Genomic DNA, 17,186 nt, shown 5'->3' with positions numbered 1-17,186 from the left:
GCCGGATTATCCGGCTCCGATCGGCGAAGATGCGGGCAGTGCCAGGACCGTTCCCGGTCCTCGCTCCTCATAGGTAACGCCAGTATCAGTTCTTTCATTCCTGCGTCACCGGGCTTTTAATCTGACCCGGCGGGTCCGGGACCGTGGCGAAGCAGGTTCCGGCGCCGCAGCGGCCATAGGATGCTCAAAACCCCGATTCCCAGGAGTGTCTGTGTCCACTGCACCTGTCCGCGAGCAGTCCGCCGCGCTGTCCCGGCGCTGGTGGTGGGGTTTCATCCCCTTTGCCGCCATGTCCGCGGTCCATGTTGCTGCCCGGGCCGTGGAAGCGGACTGGCTTGCCGCGCCAACCAAACTGACCCTGATGCCGCTGCTGGCAGGGGCTGCCTTGTGGGCACTGCGCGGACGCTGGCAGCGTGGTTACGGCACACTGATTCTTGCGGCTTTGTTCTTTTCCTGGATTGGCGACGGCGCCGCGGCGTTCCTGCCGATGCTTCCAGAGCTGCCGGTGATGCTGGGGGCCTTTGGCCTGGCGCATCTTTGCTACATCCGGCTGTTCTGGAAATATGCGGCGGTTCGCGGTTTCCCGCGGTGGGCGCTGGTCTTCCCGCTGTGGTGGGCCGCGATGCTGGTGGTCCTCTGGCCTGCGCTGGGATCCCTGGCCCCGGCCGTCGCACTGTACGGGCTGGTGCTGGGAGGAACGGCTGCGACCGCAGCGCGCTGCACCCCGATTGTGGCTGCAGGCGGCGTGCTTTTCCTGGCATCGGACACGATCCTGTCCTTCCGGATCTTTATGCCGGAATCAATGCCGGACATCACCAGTGCACTGGTGATGCTGACCTACTGCGCCGGGCAGGGCCTGATCATTGCCGGATTCCTCTCCTCCTCATGGTCCCGTTCTGGAGGGAGCGCCGGACTCCGCAGCCAGGAGTCCGGCCGCAGCTAGGCAGCCCGGCCCGATCTCAGGAATCCAGTCGGTCCCGGAATTCCCCGGCCCCGGTTACATGTGCACCCAGCCCGCGGCAGGTCTCCGCGAGCCCGCGGTCGCTGGTAACGGTGGTGACCTGACGTCCGGCTGCCCTCAGTTCACGGACAGTGGCTGCGACCGCGTCGTCGCCGGATCCCTCAGCACGGATAACTGTTAGGCCGCCGCTGCCCTGGGCGGAGCGTGCACGGCCCTCCAGGACCACGGTGATCTCCGGATACCAAAGATCCTCAGGCAGCTGCAGCACGTGGGCCGGTACGCCGGACAGGTTTAGCCGGGCCAGTTCCGCCATCAGCTTTTCGGCTGCACCGGCTCGGTCCTTCCACCAGCCGTCCGGCACTGAGCCGACGACGTTCGCGGCGTCCACGACCAGCGCAGGGCGGATGTCCAGCAGCGGGCGCAGCCGCTGCCATGCGTCGGCAAAAGCCGGATGAAGCGGGAGTTCTCCCACTTCCTCCGGTGCAACCCAGGAAAGTTCAACGCTCTCCTGGTCGCTGATCACCGGCTCAAAAGGTTTCTCCACATCGGCAACAAGCGTGGCGTAGGACCAGACGCCAAGATCCAGGATGCTCATAAAGCGGGGACGGAGGGCAGCGGCGGGCACCCCGGCTTCCTCCGCGGACTCACGCACAGCGGCGTCGAGCGCGGACTCCCCCTGATGCCGGGCACCGCCCGGGAGCGCCCAGGTGCCGCCGTGGTGGCTCCACGAAACGCGGTGCTGGAGCAGGATCCCGCGCACGGGGTCGCAGGCAAGCAGGCCGGCCGCACCGAACCGGCCCCAGTACCGCTGCCCGTCCGGGGCAATGACCCAGGCATCTCCGGGGTCGCGTGGTCCGTGCGGGCGGCGTGGCTCTCCGGGAGCGGGCGGTTCGATCCTCACCTGCCCTACACTGCCATATCTCGTCCCTGCAGTCCGGTACGACGGCAGTATGCTCTCTCCCCTGTGCCCGGCATGAAGTTAGACTGCGCTGAACAACCGGTGCAGGCTGCACCGGAAGCGGCACAGATACGCGGAGGAAGCAATGACCCCCAAAATCGTGGTTTTCGGTGCCTCCGGCTACACCGGCAGGCTGGCGGTCAACTCACTTCTGGCCCGCGGGTCGCGCCCTGTACTCGCCGGCCGAAGCGAAGGTTCCCTGAAATCCCTCGCTGACCCGCACGGCCTCCCGTACCGGACGGCTGATGTCACCAAACCGGATACAGTCCGGGCGCTGGTTGAACCCGGAGACGTACTGGTCTCCACTGTCGGGCCGTTCAACAGGATCGGCTATGCCGCGGCGGCGGCCGCTGCCGAAGCCGGAGCCCATTACGTTGATTCAACCGGCGAGGTCGACTTTGTCCACCGGGTGCAGCAGGAGTTCTCCGCCCGCGCCGCCGGGAACGGTGCCACCATGGTTCCATCCTTCGGTTACGACTATGTGCCCGGAACCCTGGCCGGCGCCCTCGCGGCCCGCGCCGCCGGAACACCCGGTGGGAACCTGCGGATCGGCTACTTCACCCTTGGATCTCTGCGGCGGGGAATCAGCGGGGGGACGCGCGCAACGCTCGCGGAAGCCCTCAGCCGTCCAACCAGTGTCTATCGCGGCGGCACACTGCGTACCCGCAGGATGGGCAGCACAACATATGAGTTCAAAGTCCAGGACCGGACCCGGAGGGCCTTTTTGGCAATGGGCACGGAGGTCCTTTTCCTACCCGAAACCTACCCGGGCCTTTCGGCCGTGGAAGTTTACAACGGGTGGTTCCCGGCACTCAGCCGCGTCGCGGGGCCGCTCTCCTTCGCCGCTTCAGCCCTGGAGCGGCTGCCGGGCGGCGGTAAGGCACTGGCCAAGGCGGCTTCACGTGGCGGGGCGCCGGGCGGCGGCCCGGATGAACAGGAACGAGCCAGGTCCGGCAGCTATGCGGTGGCGAACCTTTCAGACAGCCGCGGGTACACCGTCGTCGAAGTCCATGTGCAGGGCCCAAACGTGTACACCCTGACCGGAGAACTGCTCGCAGAGGCTGCGGTCGCGCTCCGGGACGGACATGCTGCTGCACCCGGAGTGCAGGGTCCTGCGGGTGCCTTCGGCGTTGACGGGCTGACCGCCCTGTGTGCGCGCGCCGGCCTGCGCGTTCTCTGATGGGCCAGGCCCTGGTTAACGAAAAAACCCGGATCCTAAGGATCCGGGTTCTTCGCTGATTACCTCAGTCGGGTGGAGCTGAGGGGACTCGAACCCCTGACCCCCTGCATGCCATGCAGGTGCGCTACCAGCTGCGCCACAGCCCCAATTCAGTTGTGATTTCCACCGAATGGCGAACATTCAGCCCTAGATACCGGCTGCCCGGATGATCTATCGGTGGAGCTGAGGGGACTCGAACCCCTGACCCCCTGCATGCCATGCAGGTGCGCTACCAGCTGCGCCACAGCCCCGAACTGCCTGAACCGCGTTCAGGCGGACAATCGGTGTTTTCCTCAGTCCGGATTCTTCCGTCCGGGCCGAAGCAACTCCTCTACTTTAGTACAAATGAGCCACAGTGCAAAATCAAACTACACGGGTGAAATTCGCCCGGTGCGGAGCAGATGAGGGCACCTGCTCCGCACCCGCGCAGGCTTATTCCGGCTCGGCGGCCGACTCGGCGTCGGGCAGCTGAAGGTCCACCATCGGGCAGTCCTTCCACAGCCGCTCCAGGGCGTAGAAGACGCGGTCTTCCTCATGCTGGACGTGCACCACAACAGTGGCGTAATCCAGCAGGACCCAGCGTCCCTCGCTCCGGCCCTCGCGGCGGACGGGCTTAAGCCCTTCCTTGGCGAGTTCTTCCTCGATGCCGTCGACGATCGCGTTGACCTGGCGTTCGTTGGAGGCGGAGGCGATAAGGAAGATATCCGTGATCGCCAGCCGTTCGCTCACGTCGATAGCGACGATGTCATCCGCCAGCTTGGCCGACGCCGCTTTGGCAGCGGTCCGGGCGATATTCATGGATGATTCGGTGGCGCTCACATGTCTCCTTGTTTGGTATCAGCTGCCAAGGCCGCCGACGATCATTAATACCCCGAGGGTGAGGGCTATAAGACCCACGCCCACGATTCCCAAGGATACAAACCGTATCCTCCGGGTGCGGCCGAGGCCTGCAGTCATAACATCCAGGGGGTCCAAGCCGAAGGCACTGCGCGCACCCACCGGCTTGGCGCCCTGGTCAGCTTCAAGCGGTGCGTTTACCAGCGCATCGGCCCGGGCAAGGATCTTGGAGTGACGCACTTCGGCGGCTGCTGCCGGTGCGGTCTCCCCTGCCCTGGGAGGACGCCGGTCGCTGCCGGATTTGGGTGTCCCCGGCGCCCGGCCGGCAGACGGAGCCTTGCGCGCGGCAGTTTTCGGCGACGTCACCACCGGAACGTGCGACGTGGGCGGCGGCTTCATAACGGGGCGGTCCAGTCCCGGCATCTCCACGAATTCAAGCGGGGTAACCATGGCGAGATTGTGGGCCGTGGTGGGGTCCGACGGCGCGGAGCGGCGCTGCTCGTTCTCCTGGGCCAGCCGCTGGATGTTCGCGGTTCTGCGGTTCAGAACTGCGGCCCGTTCTGCGAGGGCGCGCTGCTGCGCCAGCAGTTCCAGATCCACAGCATGCGGATCCGACTGCTGCAGGGCTTCCATGGCCGCAACCTGGTTCCGGGCCTGGTGCTTCAGGGCCTCGCGGGCAGCCAGCGCCTGTTCCACGGACATATTGGCGACGTCGGCATTGGGTTCGGCTGCCGCTGCAGCCTTGGCCCGCGGGTTTTCGTTGCCGGCCGGTACCTGGGATGGCTGCTTCCGTGCGGACTTTTCCTGGACGGCAGGCGCCCGGTCCGGCGCCGGTGTGACGGGCTGGACCACGGGCGCAGCAGTTGGCCCGGGCTTAGCTGCGGGCTTGGATTCGGCCTTGCCCTCCGGCGGCTTGGATTCAGTCTTGGCCGCTGCGGGCTTGGCCGGTTCAGCCTTGGCAGCGGCAGGCTTAACAGCCGCGGGCTTCGCCGCTTCAGGCTTCGCCGGTTCAGTCTTGACGTGCGCGTGAGCTGCGGGGGTTCCGGGCGCTGCCGCGGGCGGCGGCGCTGCGGCCGCGGCGGCGGCACGGCGCCGTTCCCTGCGGCTGGCGGGCTGAGGAACGTCCTGCTGCGCTTCGTTTGCTAAGCCGGATGCCCTGCCCGAAGGCATATCGCCGGAACGCTGCGCGTTGGCCGGGCGTGCTTCAGCCGCACCGGCCGAACCAGTGGATTCCGCCGATGCCGCCGGGGCTTCCTGCTGCTGCGCGGAGCGCAGGGCGGCCTGCGCAGCTGCCTGCTGCGCTGCGGCCTGCTGGGCAAGCCGGAGCTGGCGGCGGGTAGGCGGATTCGCGTCATCAGACGGTTCGGGCCGGGGCTGGCTGTCCGTCAGTGCCTTGTAGGCCCGAAGGGCTTCCCGGTCCCTGGCCCGCTGCTGGGACTCCCGTTCCTGCGCCCCCGCTGTGCTCCCTGAACCAGCCGCACGGCGGCTGCGTCGGGGTGCATCTGCGGACTCTGGACCGTTCGTCATTTCCTACCCATCCGGTGTGTTGATCGCTCAGGCTACTGGCTCAGTGGTGGCGGGTCGCGCCTTTTGCTGAGCTGGGGTGTACAGGTTGTGCTTGGCGATGTACTGCACCACGCCGTCCGGTACCAGGTACCAGACCGGCTCTGACGCGGCAACGCGCGCCCGGCAGTCTGTGGAGGAGATGGCCATCGCCGGCACCTCCAGAAGGCTTACGTCGTCGCGGCCCATGTTCTGCAGTTCATGGCCGGGCCGGGTGACGCCCACAAAGTGGGCCAGGGACCAAAGTTCCTGAACGTCTTTCCAGGAGAGGATCTGTGCCATGGCGTCCGCCCCGGTGATGAAGAACAGCTCGGCGTCGGGGCGCGCACGGCGCAGATCTCTCAGCGTATCAATGGTGTAGGTGGGACCCGGCCGGTCGATGTCCACGCGGCTCACCTTGAAGCGCGGATTCGATGCGGTGGCAATCACTGTCATCAGGTACCGGTGCTCGGCCTGGGTGACTTCCTGCGCCGATTTGTGCCACGGTTCGCCGGTGGGTACAAACACGACCTCATCGAGGTCGAATACAGAGGCCACTTCGCTTGCGGCCACTAGGTGGCCGTGGTGGATGGGATCAAATGTCCCACCCATCACGCCCAGCCGGTAGGGACGCCGGGTCGCGTCCTGCTCTGCGCTATTCATGGTCCCAGCCGGTTCCACCTGGTTCGGTGACCTATTCGGGGATGCCCTGGCCGTGGTCGTGCTTGTTCGGGAACTGGCGCTGCGGATCAACGTGCTCCGGGACGGCCTCGTGGCGGTGGCCAAGGCTGGTGAAGGCCATGGTCGCGAACATCAGCACCATGAAGATCGCGAAGATAACCCCGCCGTACACGAACGGCGACGTTTCTGCGTGTTCTTCGGCAACTTCGGCCGCCATCAGCGCAGCACTTGAAAGCTGGATCAGCATGAATCTCCCTAAATCAACCGCCGGGCATACCGGCGGAGCATCGTTTCTAGATCAATGGTACGCGTACGCGGCGCGAACACCGCAGTCTGCGCCTGTGCGCCCGGCCCTTAGGCGCGTACCTGGCCGTCTCCCTGGATGATCCATTTGGTGGTGGTCAGTTCCTTCAGCCCCATCGGCCCGCGGGCGTGCATCTTCTGCGTGGAGATGCCCACCTCGGCTCCAAGTCCCAGTTCACCGCCGTCGGTGAAGCGGGTGGAGGCGTTGACGATCACTGCCGCGGAGTCGATCTCAGCGATGAAGCGCTCTGCGTTGGCCAGGTCATTTGTGATGATGGCTTCGGTGTGGCCGGTGGAGTACGTGCGGATGTGCTCCAGCGCTTCGTCCATCGTGTCCACCATGGCCACGGCCAGGTCCAGGTCCATGTATTCCCGGCCCCAGTCCTCTTCCGTGGCGTCCTGCACCGGGGTGCCCTCAGGCAGGATTCCCCGGATCCGCTCGTCGGCGTGGAGGCGGACTCCGGCGTCGGCCAGGACCGCCAGGACTTCGCGGGCAGCGGCGGAGCCGCTGTGCACCAGCAGGGTTTCCACGGTGTTGCAGACACTGGGCCGCTGAGTCTTGGCGTTGAGCAGGATCTCAACCGCCATCTCCTCGGGAGCTGACTCGTCCAGGTAGATATGGACGTTCCCCTCCCCCGTCTCGATGACGGGAACAGCAGCATTGGTGACGACGTTCTGGATCAGGTCCCGGCCGCCGCGGGGTATCAGCACGTCGACGCGGCCGCGGGCCTTCATCAGGAAGTTCGCTCCCGGCCGTCCGTACTGGTCGATGGTCTGCACTGCGTCCGACGGCAGCCCTACGGTGTCCAGGGCGTCACGGATCAGGTTGACCAGCACGGTGTTGGTGGCCGCTGCCGCGCTGCCCCCGCGCAGAATCACGGCGTTGCCGCTCTTCAGAGCAAGGCCGGCAATATCCAGTGTGACGTTGGGACGCGCCTCGTAGATGGCCCCGACGACGCCGAGGGGGACGTGCACCTGGCGCATCCGCAGCCCGTTGGGCAGGGTCTGGCCTCGCGCCACTGACCCAACCGGATCGGGGAGCCCGGCAAGGTTCCGCAGGGCCGCAGCGAGGCCGTCGATCCGTTCAGGGGTCAGGGTCAGCCGGTCCAGAAGCGCTTCGGAGGTCCCGTTCTCCCGGCCGCGCTGAACGTCCCGGGCGTTGGCAGCCAGGACGGCGTCACGGCGGGCAACCACGTCCTGGGCAATCTGCTCCAGGGCGAGGTCCTTCCAGGCGCGGTTGGCGCGTGCCATCCGGCGGGAAGCTGCACGGGCCCGGTCGGCGATGCGGTGGACGCCGGCTTCGACTTCCTCCGGCGAGGGCGCGGATTCAGCGTTGCTGTTCACGGACGAGGTCTCTTGGACGGTCATGCTCCCAGTGTAGCGGCGGCGTCCTCGGCCTGTGGGGTCCGTGACGCTGCCTGAACTGCCGAAGAACCGTGCGGCTGCAGGATCACCAGGTCATTGACATGCACCACTGAACGTTCGTACCCGCGGCCCAGTTCCTTCGCTAGTTCACGGGTGGAACGGCCCAGCATCCGGGGCAGCTCGTCAGAGGCATAGTTGGTCAGCCCGTGGGCCAGGACCCGGCCGGAGGTATCAGCCAGGGCGACTGGATCTCCGGGCTCAAAGTGGCCCTCGACGGCCACAATCCCGGCGGGCAGCAGCGAACGGCGCCGCTCCCCCACAGCACGGGCAGCGCCGTCGTCCAGTACAAGCGTTCCCTGGATGCGGGCCAGATGGGCCAGCCACAGCAGGCGGATCGGCTGGCGTACACCGCGCGTAGTGAACCAGGTCCCCACATCTTCGCCGGCCAGCGCCGCTGCGGCGTTCTCAGTGGAGGTGACCAGAGCGGGAATGCCGGACTGGGCGGCGATCGTAGCTGCCTCAACCTTGGTGACCATCCCGCCGGTGCCAACACCGGCCTTGCCAACCTTGCCGATCCGGACGTCCTCGAGGTCCTTCATCCCGGTGACCTCGGGAATGCGGCGCGCGCCGGCTGAGGGCGGGCCGTCGTAGAGGGAATCGACGTCGGAGAGCAGGATCAGTGCATCGGCTTTTACCAGGTGCGCTACCAGCGCGGCCAGCCGGTCGTTGTCGCCGAAGCGGATCTCGTGGCTGGCGACGGTGTCGTTTTCATTCACGATAGGCACAACGCCGAAGTTCAGCAGGCGCTCCAGCGCACGGTGGGCGTTGGCGTGGTGGGTGCGCCGCATGAGGTCCTCGATGGTGAGCAGCACCTGGCTCACGGTAACCCCGTGCCGGCCAAAGGCCTCCGTGTAGCGGGCCATCAGCAGGCCCTGGCCAACACTGGCTGCGGCCTGCTGGGTAGACAGCTGCGACGGGCGCTTGGACAAGCCCAGCGGTGCCAGGCCGGCAGAGATGGCGCCGGAGGAAACGAGGATGATTTCCGTTCCCTGCCGCCGCCGCGCCGCCAGGACATCCGCCAGGGAGGTCAGAGCCTCGTCGGAAATTCCGCCTGCAACGGATGTCAGGGAGGAGGAACCTACCTTGACGACGACGCGGCGCGCCCGGGCAAGTCCTGCCCTGGACTTCAGCGGCCGCTTGGGTGCGGTGATGGTCTGTGCTTCAGCGTTTTCTTCACTCATGACCGAACCAGCCTATGCCCAAGCCCGCCCGGGCTCCGCGTCTGTGAAGCGATTAGTCGTCATCGCTCACTGTGGGGCGGGTGTGCTTGTAGTTCACCGACTCAGTCCAGATACCGGCCTTGCGCTCAGCCTCAAGCTCGGCGCGGGCCGCCGCACGGGCGTCCTTGCGCTTCTGGTGGTCCTCACGCTTTTCAGTGCGGGTGGGGCGGGAGAACTCTTCAATGCGGATGTCTGAACCGCGCGGGGACGCGGCAAGCAGTTCCGCGCCGCCGATCATGGTCGGTTCCCAATCGAAGACGACGCCGTCGCCCTCGCCGATAACCACGGCGTCGCCGGGCTTCGCCCCGGCCTTGAACAGCTGGTCTTCGACGCCGAGCTTCGCCAGGCGGTCCGCCAGGTAGCCCACTGCTTCGTCGTTGGTGAAGTCTGTCTGCTGGACCCAGCGCACCGGCTTGTCACCGAGAACGCGGAACAGCGGTTCCAGGTTGCGCTCCTCGCGGCGGATGGTGAATCCGCCCTTGGCGTTGACCGAACGGGGCCGGACAACGGGTGCAGCAATGCGCGGCGGGGCCGTCTCGACGGACTTGCGGGCCTCGGCCACGATCGCAGCCATCGCAAAGCCCAGTTCGCGCAGGCCTTCGTGGCTGGCAGCGGAAACTTCGAAGACACGGTAGCCGCGCTTTTCAAGTTCCGGCCGGACAAACTCTGCCATGTCCCGGCCGTCGGGGACGTCCACCTTGTTCAGCGCCACCAGGCGGGGACGCTGGTTCAGGGGCACGACGTCGCCGTCGGCACCGGCGTAGCTCATGTCCACTTCGTACTTCTCGAGTTCGGCCTCGATGATGTCCAGGTCGCTGAGCGGATCACGGTCCGCCTCAAGCGCGGCACAGTCCAGGACGTGGACCAGCGCGGCGCATCGCTCAACATGGCGCAGGAAGTGGTGTCCCAGGCCCTTGCCTTCCGAAGCGCCTTCGATCAGGCCCGGTACGTCGGCAACGGTGAAGCGGACGTCACCGGCCTGGACTACGCCAAGGTTCGGAATCAGGGTGGTGAAGGGGTAGTCGGCAATCTTGGGCCGCGCAGCGGACATTGCTGCGATCAGCGAAGACTTGCCTGCGGACGGGAAGCCCACAAGGGCGATGTCTGCAATCGACTTGAGCTCCAGGACAATGTCCCGCTCGTCGCCGGGGGTGCCCAGCAGCGCGAAGCCCGGGGCCTTGCGCTTCTGCGAGGAGAGCGAGGAGTTACCCAGGCCGCCCTGCCCGCCGGCAGCAGCGATGTATTCGGAGCCCATGCCAACCAGGTCGGCAAGCACCTCACCGTCTTTTGACTTGACGACCGTTCCTTCCGGAACGGAAAGCACCAGGGTCTCCCCCGTCTTGCCGGCGCGCCAGTCACCCATGCCCGGTCCGCCGTTGCCGGCGTGGCGGTGCGGTGCGTGGTGGTAGTCCAGCAGCGTGGTGGTCTGTCCGTCGACGCGGAGGATGACGTCGCCGCCGTCGCCGCCGTTGCCGCCGTCGGGACCGCCCAGGGGCTTGAACTTCTCACGCTTTACGGACACGCAACCATGGCCGCCGGCACCGCCTGAAACATGCAGTACAACACGGTCTACAAAGCTGGCCATGGTTCTCCTTGTTGAAAATTTGGTTCAAGCCAAGTCTACTCGGCTTAAAAAAGAAGTGGGGCGGGCCATCTGGCCCGCCCCACCGGAAAAGCTGTGTGCCGAAATTACTCGGCGGCTGCGACGATGTTCACGACGCGGCGGCCACGACGGCTGCCGAACTCAACAGCGCCTGCCTCCAGGGCGAACAGCGTGTCGTCTCCACCGCGGCCAACGCCTGCGCCGGGGTGGAAGTGGGTGCCACGCTGGCGAACGATGATCTCGCCGGCCTTGACGACTTGGCCGCCGAAGCGCTTCACGCCCAGGAACTGAGCGTTGGAGTCGCGGCCGTTGCGAGTAGAGCTCGCACCTTTCTTATGTGCCATTTTCTAATCCTGCCTTTGCTATGACTGACTTTGATGCCTAGGTGCGGGCACAATTCCCGCGGTCTGGAACCAAGCGGTCCCGGACGTTAGGAATCAGGAGTTGATGGAGGTGACCTTGACCTTGGTCAGCGAGGAGCGGTAGCCCTGACGCTTCTTGTAGCCGGTCTTGTTCTTGAACTTCTGGATGACAATCTTCGGACCCCGGAAGTTTTCGATAACTTCTGCCGTAACCGTAACCTTGGCCAGGTCCTTGGCGGCAGAGGTGACCTTGTCGCCATCAACCAAAAGCAGGGCAGGCAGCTCAAAGGTGCTACCGGCTCCACCGGGGACGCGGTCCAGGGTTACGAGGTCTCCGACGGAAACCTTTTCTTGGCGGCCGCCAGCGCGGACAATCGCGTACACCACTTGGGAACTCACTTCTCTCGACGTTTAATACTTGGATGCGCACTTCCCCGGACCTTCAATGTGTCCGGCTTGCGCCATGCAGTCACGCCCTGTACCGAATAACGGCTTAGAAGGCGTTCGCACCGAAGTTCAAGGCTACGCTAACGGACCCACATGCCGCAAATGCACGGCAGGCCCAGCGTGCCATCCTCCGGCCGTACTGGGGACGTCACTGCGCTGACTCCCATTCTATAGCACTCCGGGAGCGCCCCCAACCGCAGCCGCGCGCCAGCCTGCTCCCCCGCCCGGGCGCGGCACACGAAACCCCTTAAGAGCAGTGCAGCTCCCGGCCCTTCCCGGGCGGGAGCTGCACTGTTCGCTGCTGTTAGGACACCGTTAGAGGTCCGACGCCGGAACTCCGACGCCGAGGATCACCGGTGCGGCTGCCTCGGTACGCGGCGCGGCGGGAGCTGCTGCCACCGCAGTGGTGCTGCTCCCCTGGGCTCCGGAGCTGTCCTCCGAACCGGCCTTGATGATCTGGGCGTCAGCCGAACCCTGCGGGCTGCGTGCTGCACGCCGGCGGCGGGGGCGCCGTACGGGTTCGGCAGCGGGCGGAGCATCTTTCTTGCCGTTGCCGTTGCCGTTTTCCTGACGGCTGCTGCCGGCCGGCGCGCTGCCGCCGTCGGGCGCAGTTTCCGCCTTCGGTGCCTGAGATTCGCGGGAGACCGGCGAAACCTCGTTGAACGCCTCAGTGAGGCTCTCAAGGGTCAGCTGGACGTCCTGGCGGACCGGGCGGCGCCGTTCACGGCGCGGAACCACCACGGTTTCACCCTGGATTCGCAGGATTGCACCTGCCTCGGCCGGCACGTCCTCATCCTTGGGTTCGCGGATCAGCGGCTTCTCTTCGGTGCTGCTGCCGGAGTCCTTGCCAGGTGCCTGTTCGGAAGCCGCCGTGTCCTTGGCGTCCTGCTCCGAGGCGGTTCCGGCGTCGTGCGCTGCTGCCGTAGCGGCCGCGATGGTCGCCAGTGCCGCACGGGCGGCTTCGGCCTTTGCTGCGCGCTCGGCATCGTCAGCCTGGGGTTCTTCCACCTTGGGCTGTTCCACCGGCGCTGCGGGCGCCTGCTGGTTCTGGCCCTGGTTCTGGTTCTGGCCCCCGCGGCTGCGGCGCTTGCGCTCTCCGCGGGAAGCCTTCTCCTGCTTCAGGTGCTGGGAGTGGTTGTCCTCAGAAACAGCGTGGCTGGTGCTGCGGCGGTGCTCCACGGGGATGTCATGGGTGATGACGCCGCGGCCGGCACAGTGCTCACACTCTTCGCCGAAGACTTCCAGCAGGCCGGTACCCATACGCTTGCGCGTCATCTGGACCAGGCCCAGCGAAGTGACCTCGGCGACCTGGTGCTTGGTGCGGTCGCGGCCCAGGCATTCAACCAGGCGGCGCAGCACAAGATCCCTGTTGGCTTCGAGCACCATGTCGATGAAGTCGATGACGATGATGCCGCCGATGTCCCGCAGACGCAGCTGGCGGACTACTTCTTCTGCTGCTTCCAGGTTGTTCTTCGTGACGGTCTCTTCGAGGTTGCCGCCGCTGCCGGTGAACTTGCCGGTGTTGACGTCCACCACGGTCATGGCTTCGGTGCGGTCGATGACCAGCGAACCGCCGGAGGGCAGGAAGACCTTCCGGTCCAGGGCCTTGGAGATCTGCTCGTCGATGCGGCTGGCCGCAAAGATGTCCTCGTCCTTGGTCCACTTCTCAAGCCGGCCAACCAGGTCCGGGGCCACGTAGGTTACGTAGGCCTCGATGGTGTCCCAGGCTTCCTCACCGGAAACGATGAGCTTGGAGAAGTCTTCGTTGAAGACGTCACGGACCACCTTGATGGTGAGGTCCGGTTCTCCGTACAGCAGCTCCGGCGGAAGGGTCTTGGTGGACTTGGCTTTCGCCTCGATGTTCTCCCACTGGGCGCGGAGGCGGTTGATATCATTCATCAGCTCTTCCTCGGAGGCGCCTTCAGCCGCCGTGCGCACAATGACGCCGGCGTTCTGCGGAAGGTGGTCCTTGAGGATCTTCTTAAGCCGGTTGCGTTCCACATCCGGGAGCTTGCGGGAGATGCCGGTCATGGAGCCGCCCGGGACGTACACCAGGTAACGGCCAGGCAGGGAGATCTGGCTGGTCAGGCGGGCACCCTTGTGACCCACCGGGTCCTTGGTGACCTGCACCAGCACTGAATCCCCGGACTTCAGGGCCAGCTCGATGCGGCGCGGCTGGCCGTCCAGGCCGGCTGCATCCCAGTTGACCTCGCCGGCGTAGAGCACGGCGTTGCGTCCGCGGCCAATGTCAACGAAGGCTGCTTCCATGCTTGGCAGCACGTTCTGGACCTTGCCGACGTAGACGTTGCCGATCAGGGAGTCCTGCTGGGTGTTGGAGACGAAGTGCTCGGCCAGGACGCCGTCCTCGAGGACACCGATCTGGATCCTGTCGTCGCGCTGGCGGACGATCATCTGCCTGTCAACGGACTCGCGGCGGGCCAGGAACTCTGCCTCGGTGATGACGTGGCGGCGGCGGCCCGACTCGCGGGATTCGCGGCGGCGCTGCTTTTTGGCCTCGAGACGGGTGGAACCCTTGACGGAGGTCACGCGGTCGCTGGCCGGTGCATCCGCGTGGGCACGCGGGGCGCGGACGCGGGTCACCGTGTTGGGCGGATCATCGTCGGATCCGCCGGTCAGTTCAAGGTCGGCGTCTCCGCGGCGGCGGCGACGGCGGCGGCGGGAGGTCACGCCCTCAGCGTTCTCCTCGCCGGCTTCGGCGGACTCGGTGCCCTCAGTGTCCGTGCCGCTCTCGCCTTCAGTGCGTGAACGTCCCCGGCTGCGGCGGCGGCTGCGGCGGGAGCGGTTGGAGTCGCGGCCCTCGTCGTCGGAGTCCTCGTCTTCATCCGACCCGGCGTCTGCAGCTGCGGCGGCCAGCGCCTGCACGGCCGTGAGGTCCGGTGCGTGGAAGAGCACCGACGTCGGCGATTCAGGAATGGCGAAGGGATCAAGGACCGAGGACTGGACCGGCGTGGTCTCCGCAGACTCTTCGGGTGCCTCAGGCGCAGCGTCCTCAGATACGGCTGCTGCGGGCTTGGACCCGGCGGTTGCTGCGGCCGGCTCAGCTTCGGTGTTCGCCGCGGCGTCATCAGTTGCTGCCGGTGCGGAAGCGGCGGAACCTGCCTTGGCGGTGGTCCGGCGGCGGGTACGCGTCCGGGCCGGCGCGGGCTCGTCAGCTTCCTTGCTGCTCGTGGTTTCAGCCGGGGCGCCGGTGTCCTGGGCCTGGGCCGCGCCGTTATCCGCGCCTTCGGTGGTCTCTGCTTGGTCAGTCTCTGCTGCGGTGGTTTCGGCTGCGGCCTTCTTGGCGGGTGTGCGGCGGCGCCTTACCGTCTTGGCGGGTGCTTCGGCTGCCGGCTCTTCGGCGGCGGGCGACGCTGCTTCAGCGTTCCCGGCAGGAACGGCACTTTCAGCGGCAACAGGGATTTCTGCTGCGGCCGGCGCTTCATCGGTGCTGGCCGCGGGCTTGCGGCGGGGTGCGCGCGTCCGCTTGGGTTTAACTGCGGGTTCTGCGACTGCTTCCGCGGATTCAGTTTCGGCACCGGTCTGGATCAGGGCCGGCTCCTGTGTTTCGTCTGCAGCGGCCTCGGCGGCAGCTGCGGGCTTCCGGCGGGCACGCGGTGCGCGCTTTGCCGGCGCTTTGGCAACCGGTGCCGTTTCTGCCTCAGCCTGCACTGCCTCAGCAGGTGCCGTGACCCCTGCGGCGGGATCGACTGCTTCTTCTGTTGTGCGATCAGTATTCATATACAGCTATGCTCCGGCCCCCGCGGCACTGGCCACATTCCAATGCCCGGAGGGCAATGTATCGGCTGTGCGGGGGCATCGGAGCCAGCGCCAGCCGGAAGTCGTCTAAATGTCTTCCGAGGTCGCACCATCGTGAGGGCACGGCATCACTCGCAAGACCAGCGGCGCTTTTCCTGCTACCTGCTCGGAACGGCTAGGCGTTTGGGCCGTGGTAGGGCTGTACGGCGGATTCCCCTGCCCCATCCGGATTGATGGGCATTCCTTCTTGGGAAGCATCGCCAACAGCACCGGAAGCCTGTCGCTGGACCAATGACGGAATGTGGATCCGACACCAGCCAAAGCCATTATCTCACACGGAGGTCATTTCGGTCTCTAGCACCACATAGAATCGGACCACCGATACCCGGCCAAAGGAGCAGCGCGTGCCTGTCAGTTCCACCAGCACCACCACCGGCGCCCATCGGGACGGGAGCGCCGGCGAAGCCGGGCTTGCCCGTTCCGTTCAGCAGAAGCCCTTCGCGTGGCTGGTCCTGATCACCTCGATCGTTGGCTGGCTGGGTTCCGGGATCCTGGTCATTGAGCGCCTGCGGGTCTACGCGGACTCCTCCTACATCACAAGCTGTGACATCAGCCCCTGGGTTTCCTGCGGAACGGTGTTCCAGACCTGGCAGGCCGCTCTGTTCGGGTTTCCGAATCCGCTGATCGGCATTGTGGCGTTTGCCGTCATGATCACGGTGGCAATGTCCATGCTGGCCGGCGCCCGGTTCAGCCGCTGGTACTGGGCCGCTGTCCAGGCCGGTGTCACGCTGGGCATGGTGTTTGTGGTCTGGCTGTGGAGCCAGGCACTGTTCGACATCTATGTGCTCTGCATTTACTGCATTGTGGTGTGGACGGCCATGATTCCGCTCTTCGTCTTCACCACGGTCCGCAACCTGGCGCACGGCGTGATTCCGGCGCCGGCCGGCCTGGTCCGTTTCGTCTCAGAATGGGCCTGGGCCATCACGGCCCTGCTGTGGGTTGCGACCGCGGCATCGATCTTCTTCCGGTTCATGAATTCATTCCTCGGCAGCTAGCCGGGGCAGGCCCGGCCAGTCTGAGGGAACCTAGCCCAGCGGCAGGGCCCAGCCAAGCACAGCCGGTTCGCGCTGGCCGTCCCACTTACCCACCAGCGACGGCGGCGGCGCGGCGCGTCCGTCCAGGTCCAGTACCCGGACCAGGGAGAGTTCCCAGCCGTCACGGTGCATGAGCGTGACGGTCCAGCCGGCAGGTTCGCGCTCGGGGGCTTCCACCAGCTCCTCGCCGTCGGGCATCCCGCTGGTCTCCAGCTCCATGGACTGCGGCAGCTCTCGGCGAACCCCGTCCTCCTCGACGTACAGCGGAGCCTGGCCTACGCCGTCGAGCACTGCCGCGGCGAACGCATTCACGTAGACCGGATCCCCGCAGGCGTCATAGACCCAGCGCTTGCCCAGCACCGAATGTTCCAGAGTGCCCACCAGGTACCCGTCACCGCCCTCGAGCGGTTCCGGGCGGTAGGTCAGTGGAACCTGGAGGGTGCTCTCTCCGCAGCGCACGATGTGCGTCTCCATGCCTACCTGGCCCTGCGGGTCATCAAAGCGGTAGGCGGCCAGCGGCTCGGCCTGGACGTCGCCGCGGCTGGGGAACCACGGAGCCGCGGGAAGCCAGCGGGAAACCAGTTCCATTTTTGACGGGTGCAGATCAGCCATATAGATGAGTGCCATGGGCCCCAGCCTAGCCAGACCGCTCGGAATGTACAGGAGGCCGGCACCCGTGGCGGGGGGCGGGCGCCCGTGTGGGCCAGGTGGGGAAACGGGGCGGAATTTCGCCACCCCCATACGGATTAGGGGGGTGCGGGGTGGGGGGGGGGCCCGC

General features: G+C 66.2%; 15 protein-coding genes and 2 tRNA genes. 3 read left to right on the top strand and 14 right to left on the bottom strand.

The annotated features are described in order from the left end of the window. Nucleotides 1-211: 211 nt before the first annotated feature. Complete coding sequence (locus ACWGQ2_RS12505; protein ID WP_452017711.1) at nucleotides 212-943, top strand: lysoplasmalogenase; 732 nt, start codon at nucleotides 212-214, stop codon at nucleotides 941-943. Nucleotides 944-959: 16 nt separating this feature from the next. On the opposite strand, the gene ACWGQ2_RS12500 is transcribed toward ACWGQ2_RS12505, so the two are convergent. After that, nucleotides 960-1,862, bottom strand: coding sequence for an NUDIX domain-containing protein (locus ACWGQ2_RS12500; protein WP_452017709.1), 903 nt, complete (start codon nucleotides 1,860-1,862; stop codon nucleotides 960-962). Between the two features lie 142 nt (nucleotides 1,863-2,004). Here ACWGQ2_RS12500 and ACWGQ2_RS12495 point away from each other — a divergent pair, with 142 nt between their 5' ends. Next, nucleotides 2,005-3,099: a saccharopine dehydrogenase family protein gene (locus ACWGQ2_RS12495; RefSeq protein WP_452017707.1), complete on the top strand. Its 1,095-nt coding sequence runs from the start codon at nucleotides 2,005-2,007 to the stop codon at nucleotides 3,097-3,099. A gap of 73 nt (nucleotides 3,100-3,172) precedes the next feature. Here ACWGQ2_RS12495 and ACWGQ2_RS12490 read toward each other — a convergent pair. From ACWGQ2_RS12490 to ACWGQ2_RS12435, 12 genes are all read right to left on the bottom strand, one after another. After that, nucleotides 3,173-3,245 (bottom strand) — tRNA-Ala (locus ACWGQ2_RS12490). A gap of 71 nt (nucleotides 3,246-3,316) precedes the next feature. After that, nucleotides 3,317-3,389: transfer RNA gene (locus tag ACWGQ2_RS12485), tRNA-Ala, on the bottom strand. 181 nt (nucleotides 3,390-3,570) lie between these two features. After that, nucleotides 3,571-3,957, bottom strand: coding sequence for a ribosome silencing factor (rsfS, locus tag ACWGQ2_RS12480; RefSeq protein ID WP_452017705.1), 387 nt, complete (start codon nucleotides 3,955-3,957; stop codon nucleotides 3,571-3,573). A gap of 18 nt (nucleotides 3,958-3,975) precedes the next feature. Further along, complete coding sequence (locus tag ACWGQ2_RS12475) at nucleotides 3,976-5,502, bottom strand: hypothetical protein (protein ID WP_452017703.1); 1,527 nt, start codon at nucleotides 5,500-5,502, stop codon at nucleotides 3,976-3,978. Nucleotides 5,503-5,529: 27 nt separating this feature from the next. Next, the gene (nadD, locus tag ACWGQ2_RS12470; protein WP_452017701.1) at nucleotides 5,530-6,180 is read right to left on the bottom strand and encodes a nicotinate-nucleotide adenylyltransferase; all 651 of its coding nucleotides are present in this window, start codon (nucleotides 6,178-6,180) and stop codon (nucleotides 5,530-5,532) included. A gap of 31 nt (nucleotides 6,181-6,211) precedes the next feature. Continuing rightward, complete coding sequence (locus ACWGQ2_RS12465) at nucleotides 6,212-6,445, bottom strand: hypothetical protein (protein WP_091604235.1); 234 nt, start codon at nucleotides 6,443-6,445, stop codon at nucleotides 6,212-6,214. A gap of 107 nt (nucleotides 6,446-6,552) precedes the next feature. Then, the gene (locus tag ACWGQ2_RS12460; RefSeq protein ID WP_452017699.1) at nucleotides 6,553-7,869 is read right to left on the bottom strand and encodes a glutamate-5-semialdehyde dehydrogenase; all 1,317 of its coding nucleotides are present in this window, start codon (nucleotides 7,867-7,869) and stop codon (nucleotides 6,553-6,555) included. Further along, nucleotides 7,866-9,107 carry a glutamate 5-kinase gene (gene proB, locus ACWGQ2_RS12455; protein WP_452017697.1) on the bottom strand — a complete coding sequence of 414 codons (1,242 nt, stop codon included), beginning with the start codon at nucleotides 9,105-9,107 and terminating at the stop codon, nucleotides 7,866-7,868. Before proB ends, ACWGQ2_RS12460 begins: the two co-directional genes overlap by 4 nt. A 52-nt stretch (nucleotides 9,108-9,159) precedes the next feature. Further along, a complete protein-coding gene (obgE, locus tag ACWGQ2_RS12450) occupies nucleotides 9,160-10,731 on the bottom strand; it encodes a GTPase ObgE (protein WP_452017695.1) in 1,572 nt (523 codons plus the stop codon). 104 nt (nucleotides 10,732-10,835) lie between these two features. Beyond that, nucleotides 10,836-11,093, bottom strand: coding sequence for a 50S ribosomal protein L27 (rpmA, locus tag ACWGQ2_RS12445; protein ID WP_055240884.1), 258 nt, complete (start codon nucleotides 11,091-11,093; stop codon nucleotides 10,836-10,838). Nucleotides 11,094-11,186: 93 nt separating this feature from the next. Next, the gene (rplU, locus tag ACWGQ2_RS12440; RefSeq protein WP_055240883.1) at nucleotides 11,187-11,498 is read right to left on the bottom strand and encodes a 50S ribosomal protein L21; all 312 of its coding nucleotides are present in this window, start codon (nucleotides 11,496-11,498) and stop codon (nucleotides 11,187-11,189) included. A 375-nt stretch (nucleotides 11,499-11,873) separates the two neighbouring features. Further along, the gene (locus ACWGQ2_RS12435) at nucleotides 11,874-15,296 is read right to left on the bottom strand and encodes an Rne/Rng family ribonuclease (protein ID WP_452017693.1); all 3,423 of its coding nucleotides are present in this window, start codon (nucleotides 15,294-15,296) and stop codon (nucleotides 11,874-11,876) included. Nucleotides 15,297-15,718: 422 nt separating this feature from the next. Here ACWGQ2_RS12435 and ACWGQ2_RS12430 point away from each other — a divergent pair, with 422 nt between their 5' ends. Then, nucleotides 15,719-16,369 (top strand): vitamin K epoxide reductase family protein, encoded by a 651-nt coding sequence (locus ACWGQ2_RS12430; protein WP_452017691.1) that lies wholly within the window; start codon nucleotides 15,719-15,721, stop codon nucleotides 16,367-16,369. Nucleotides 16,370-16,399: 30 nt separating this feature from the next. Here the strand turns inward: ACWGQ2_RS12430 and ACWGQ2_RS12425 are convergent, their stop codons facing one another. Beyond that, nucleotides 16,400-17,035: a CG0192-related protein gene (locus ACWGQ2_RS12425; protein WP_452017689.1), complete on the bottom strand. Its 636-nt coding sequence runs from the start codon at nucleotides 17,033-17,035 to the stop codon at nucleotides 16,400-16,402. Between the last annotated feature and the right edge of the window lie 151 nt (nucleotides 17,036-17,186).

This window comes from Arthrobacter sp. NPDC055585, assembly GCF_053619115.1.
This window is presented reverse-complemented; position numbering and strand designations above follow the sequence as displayed.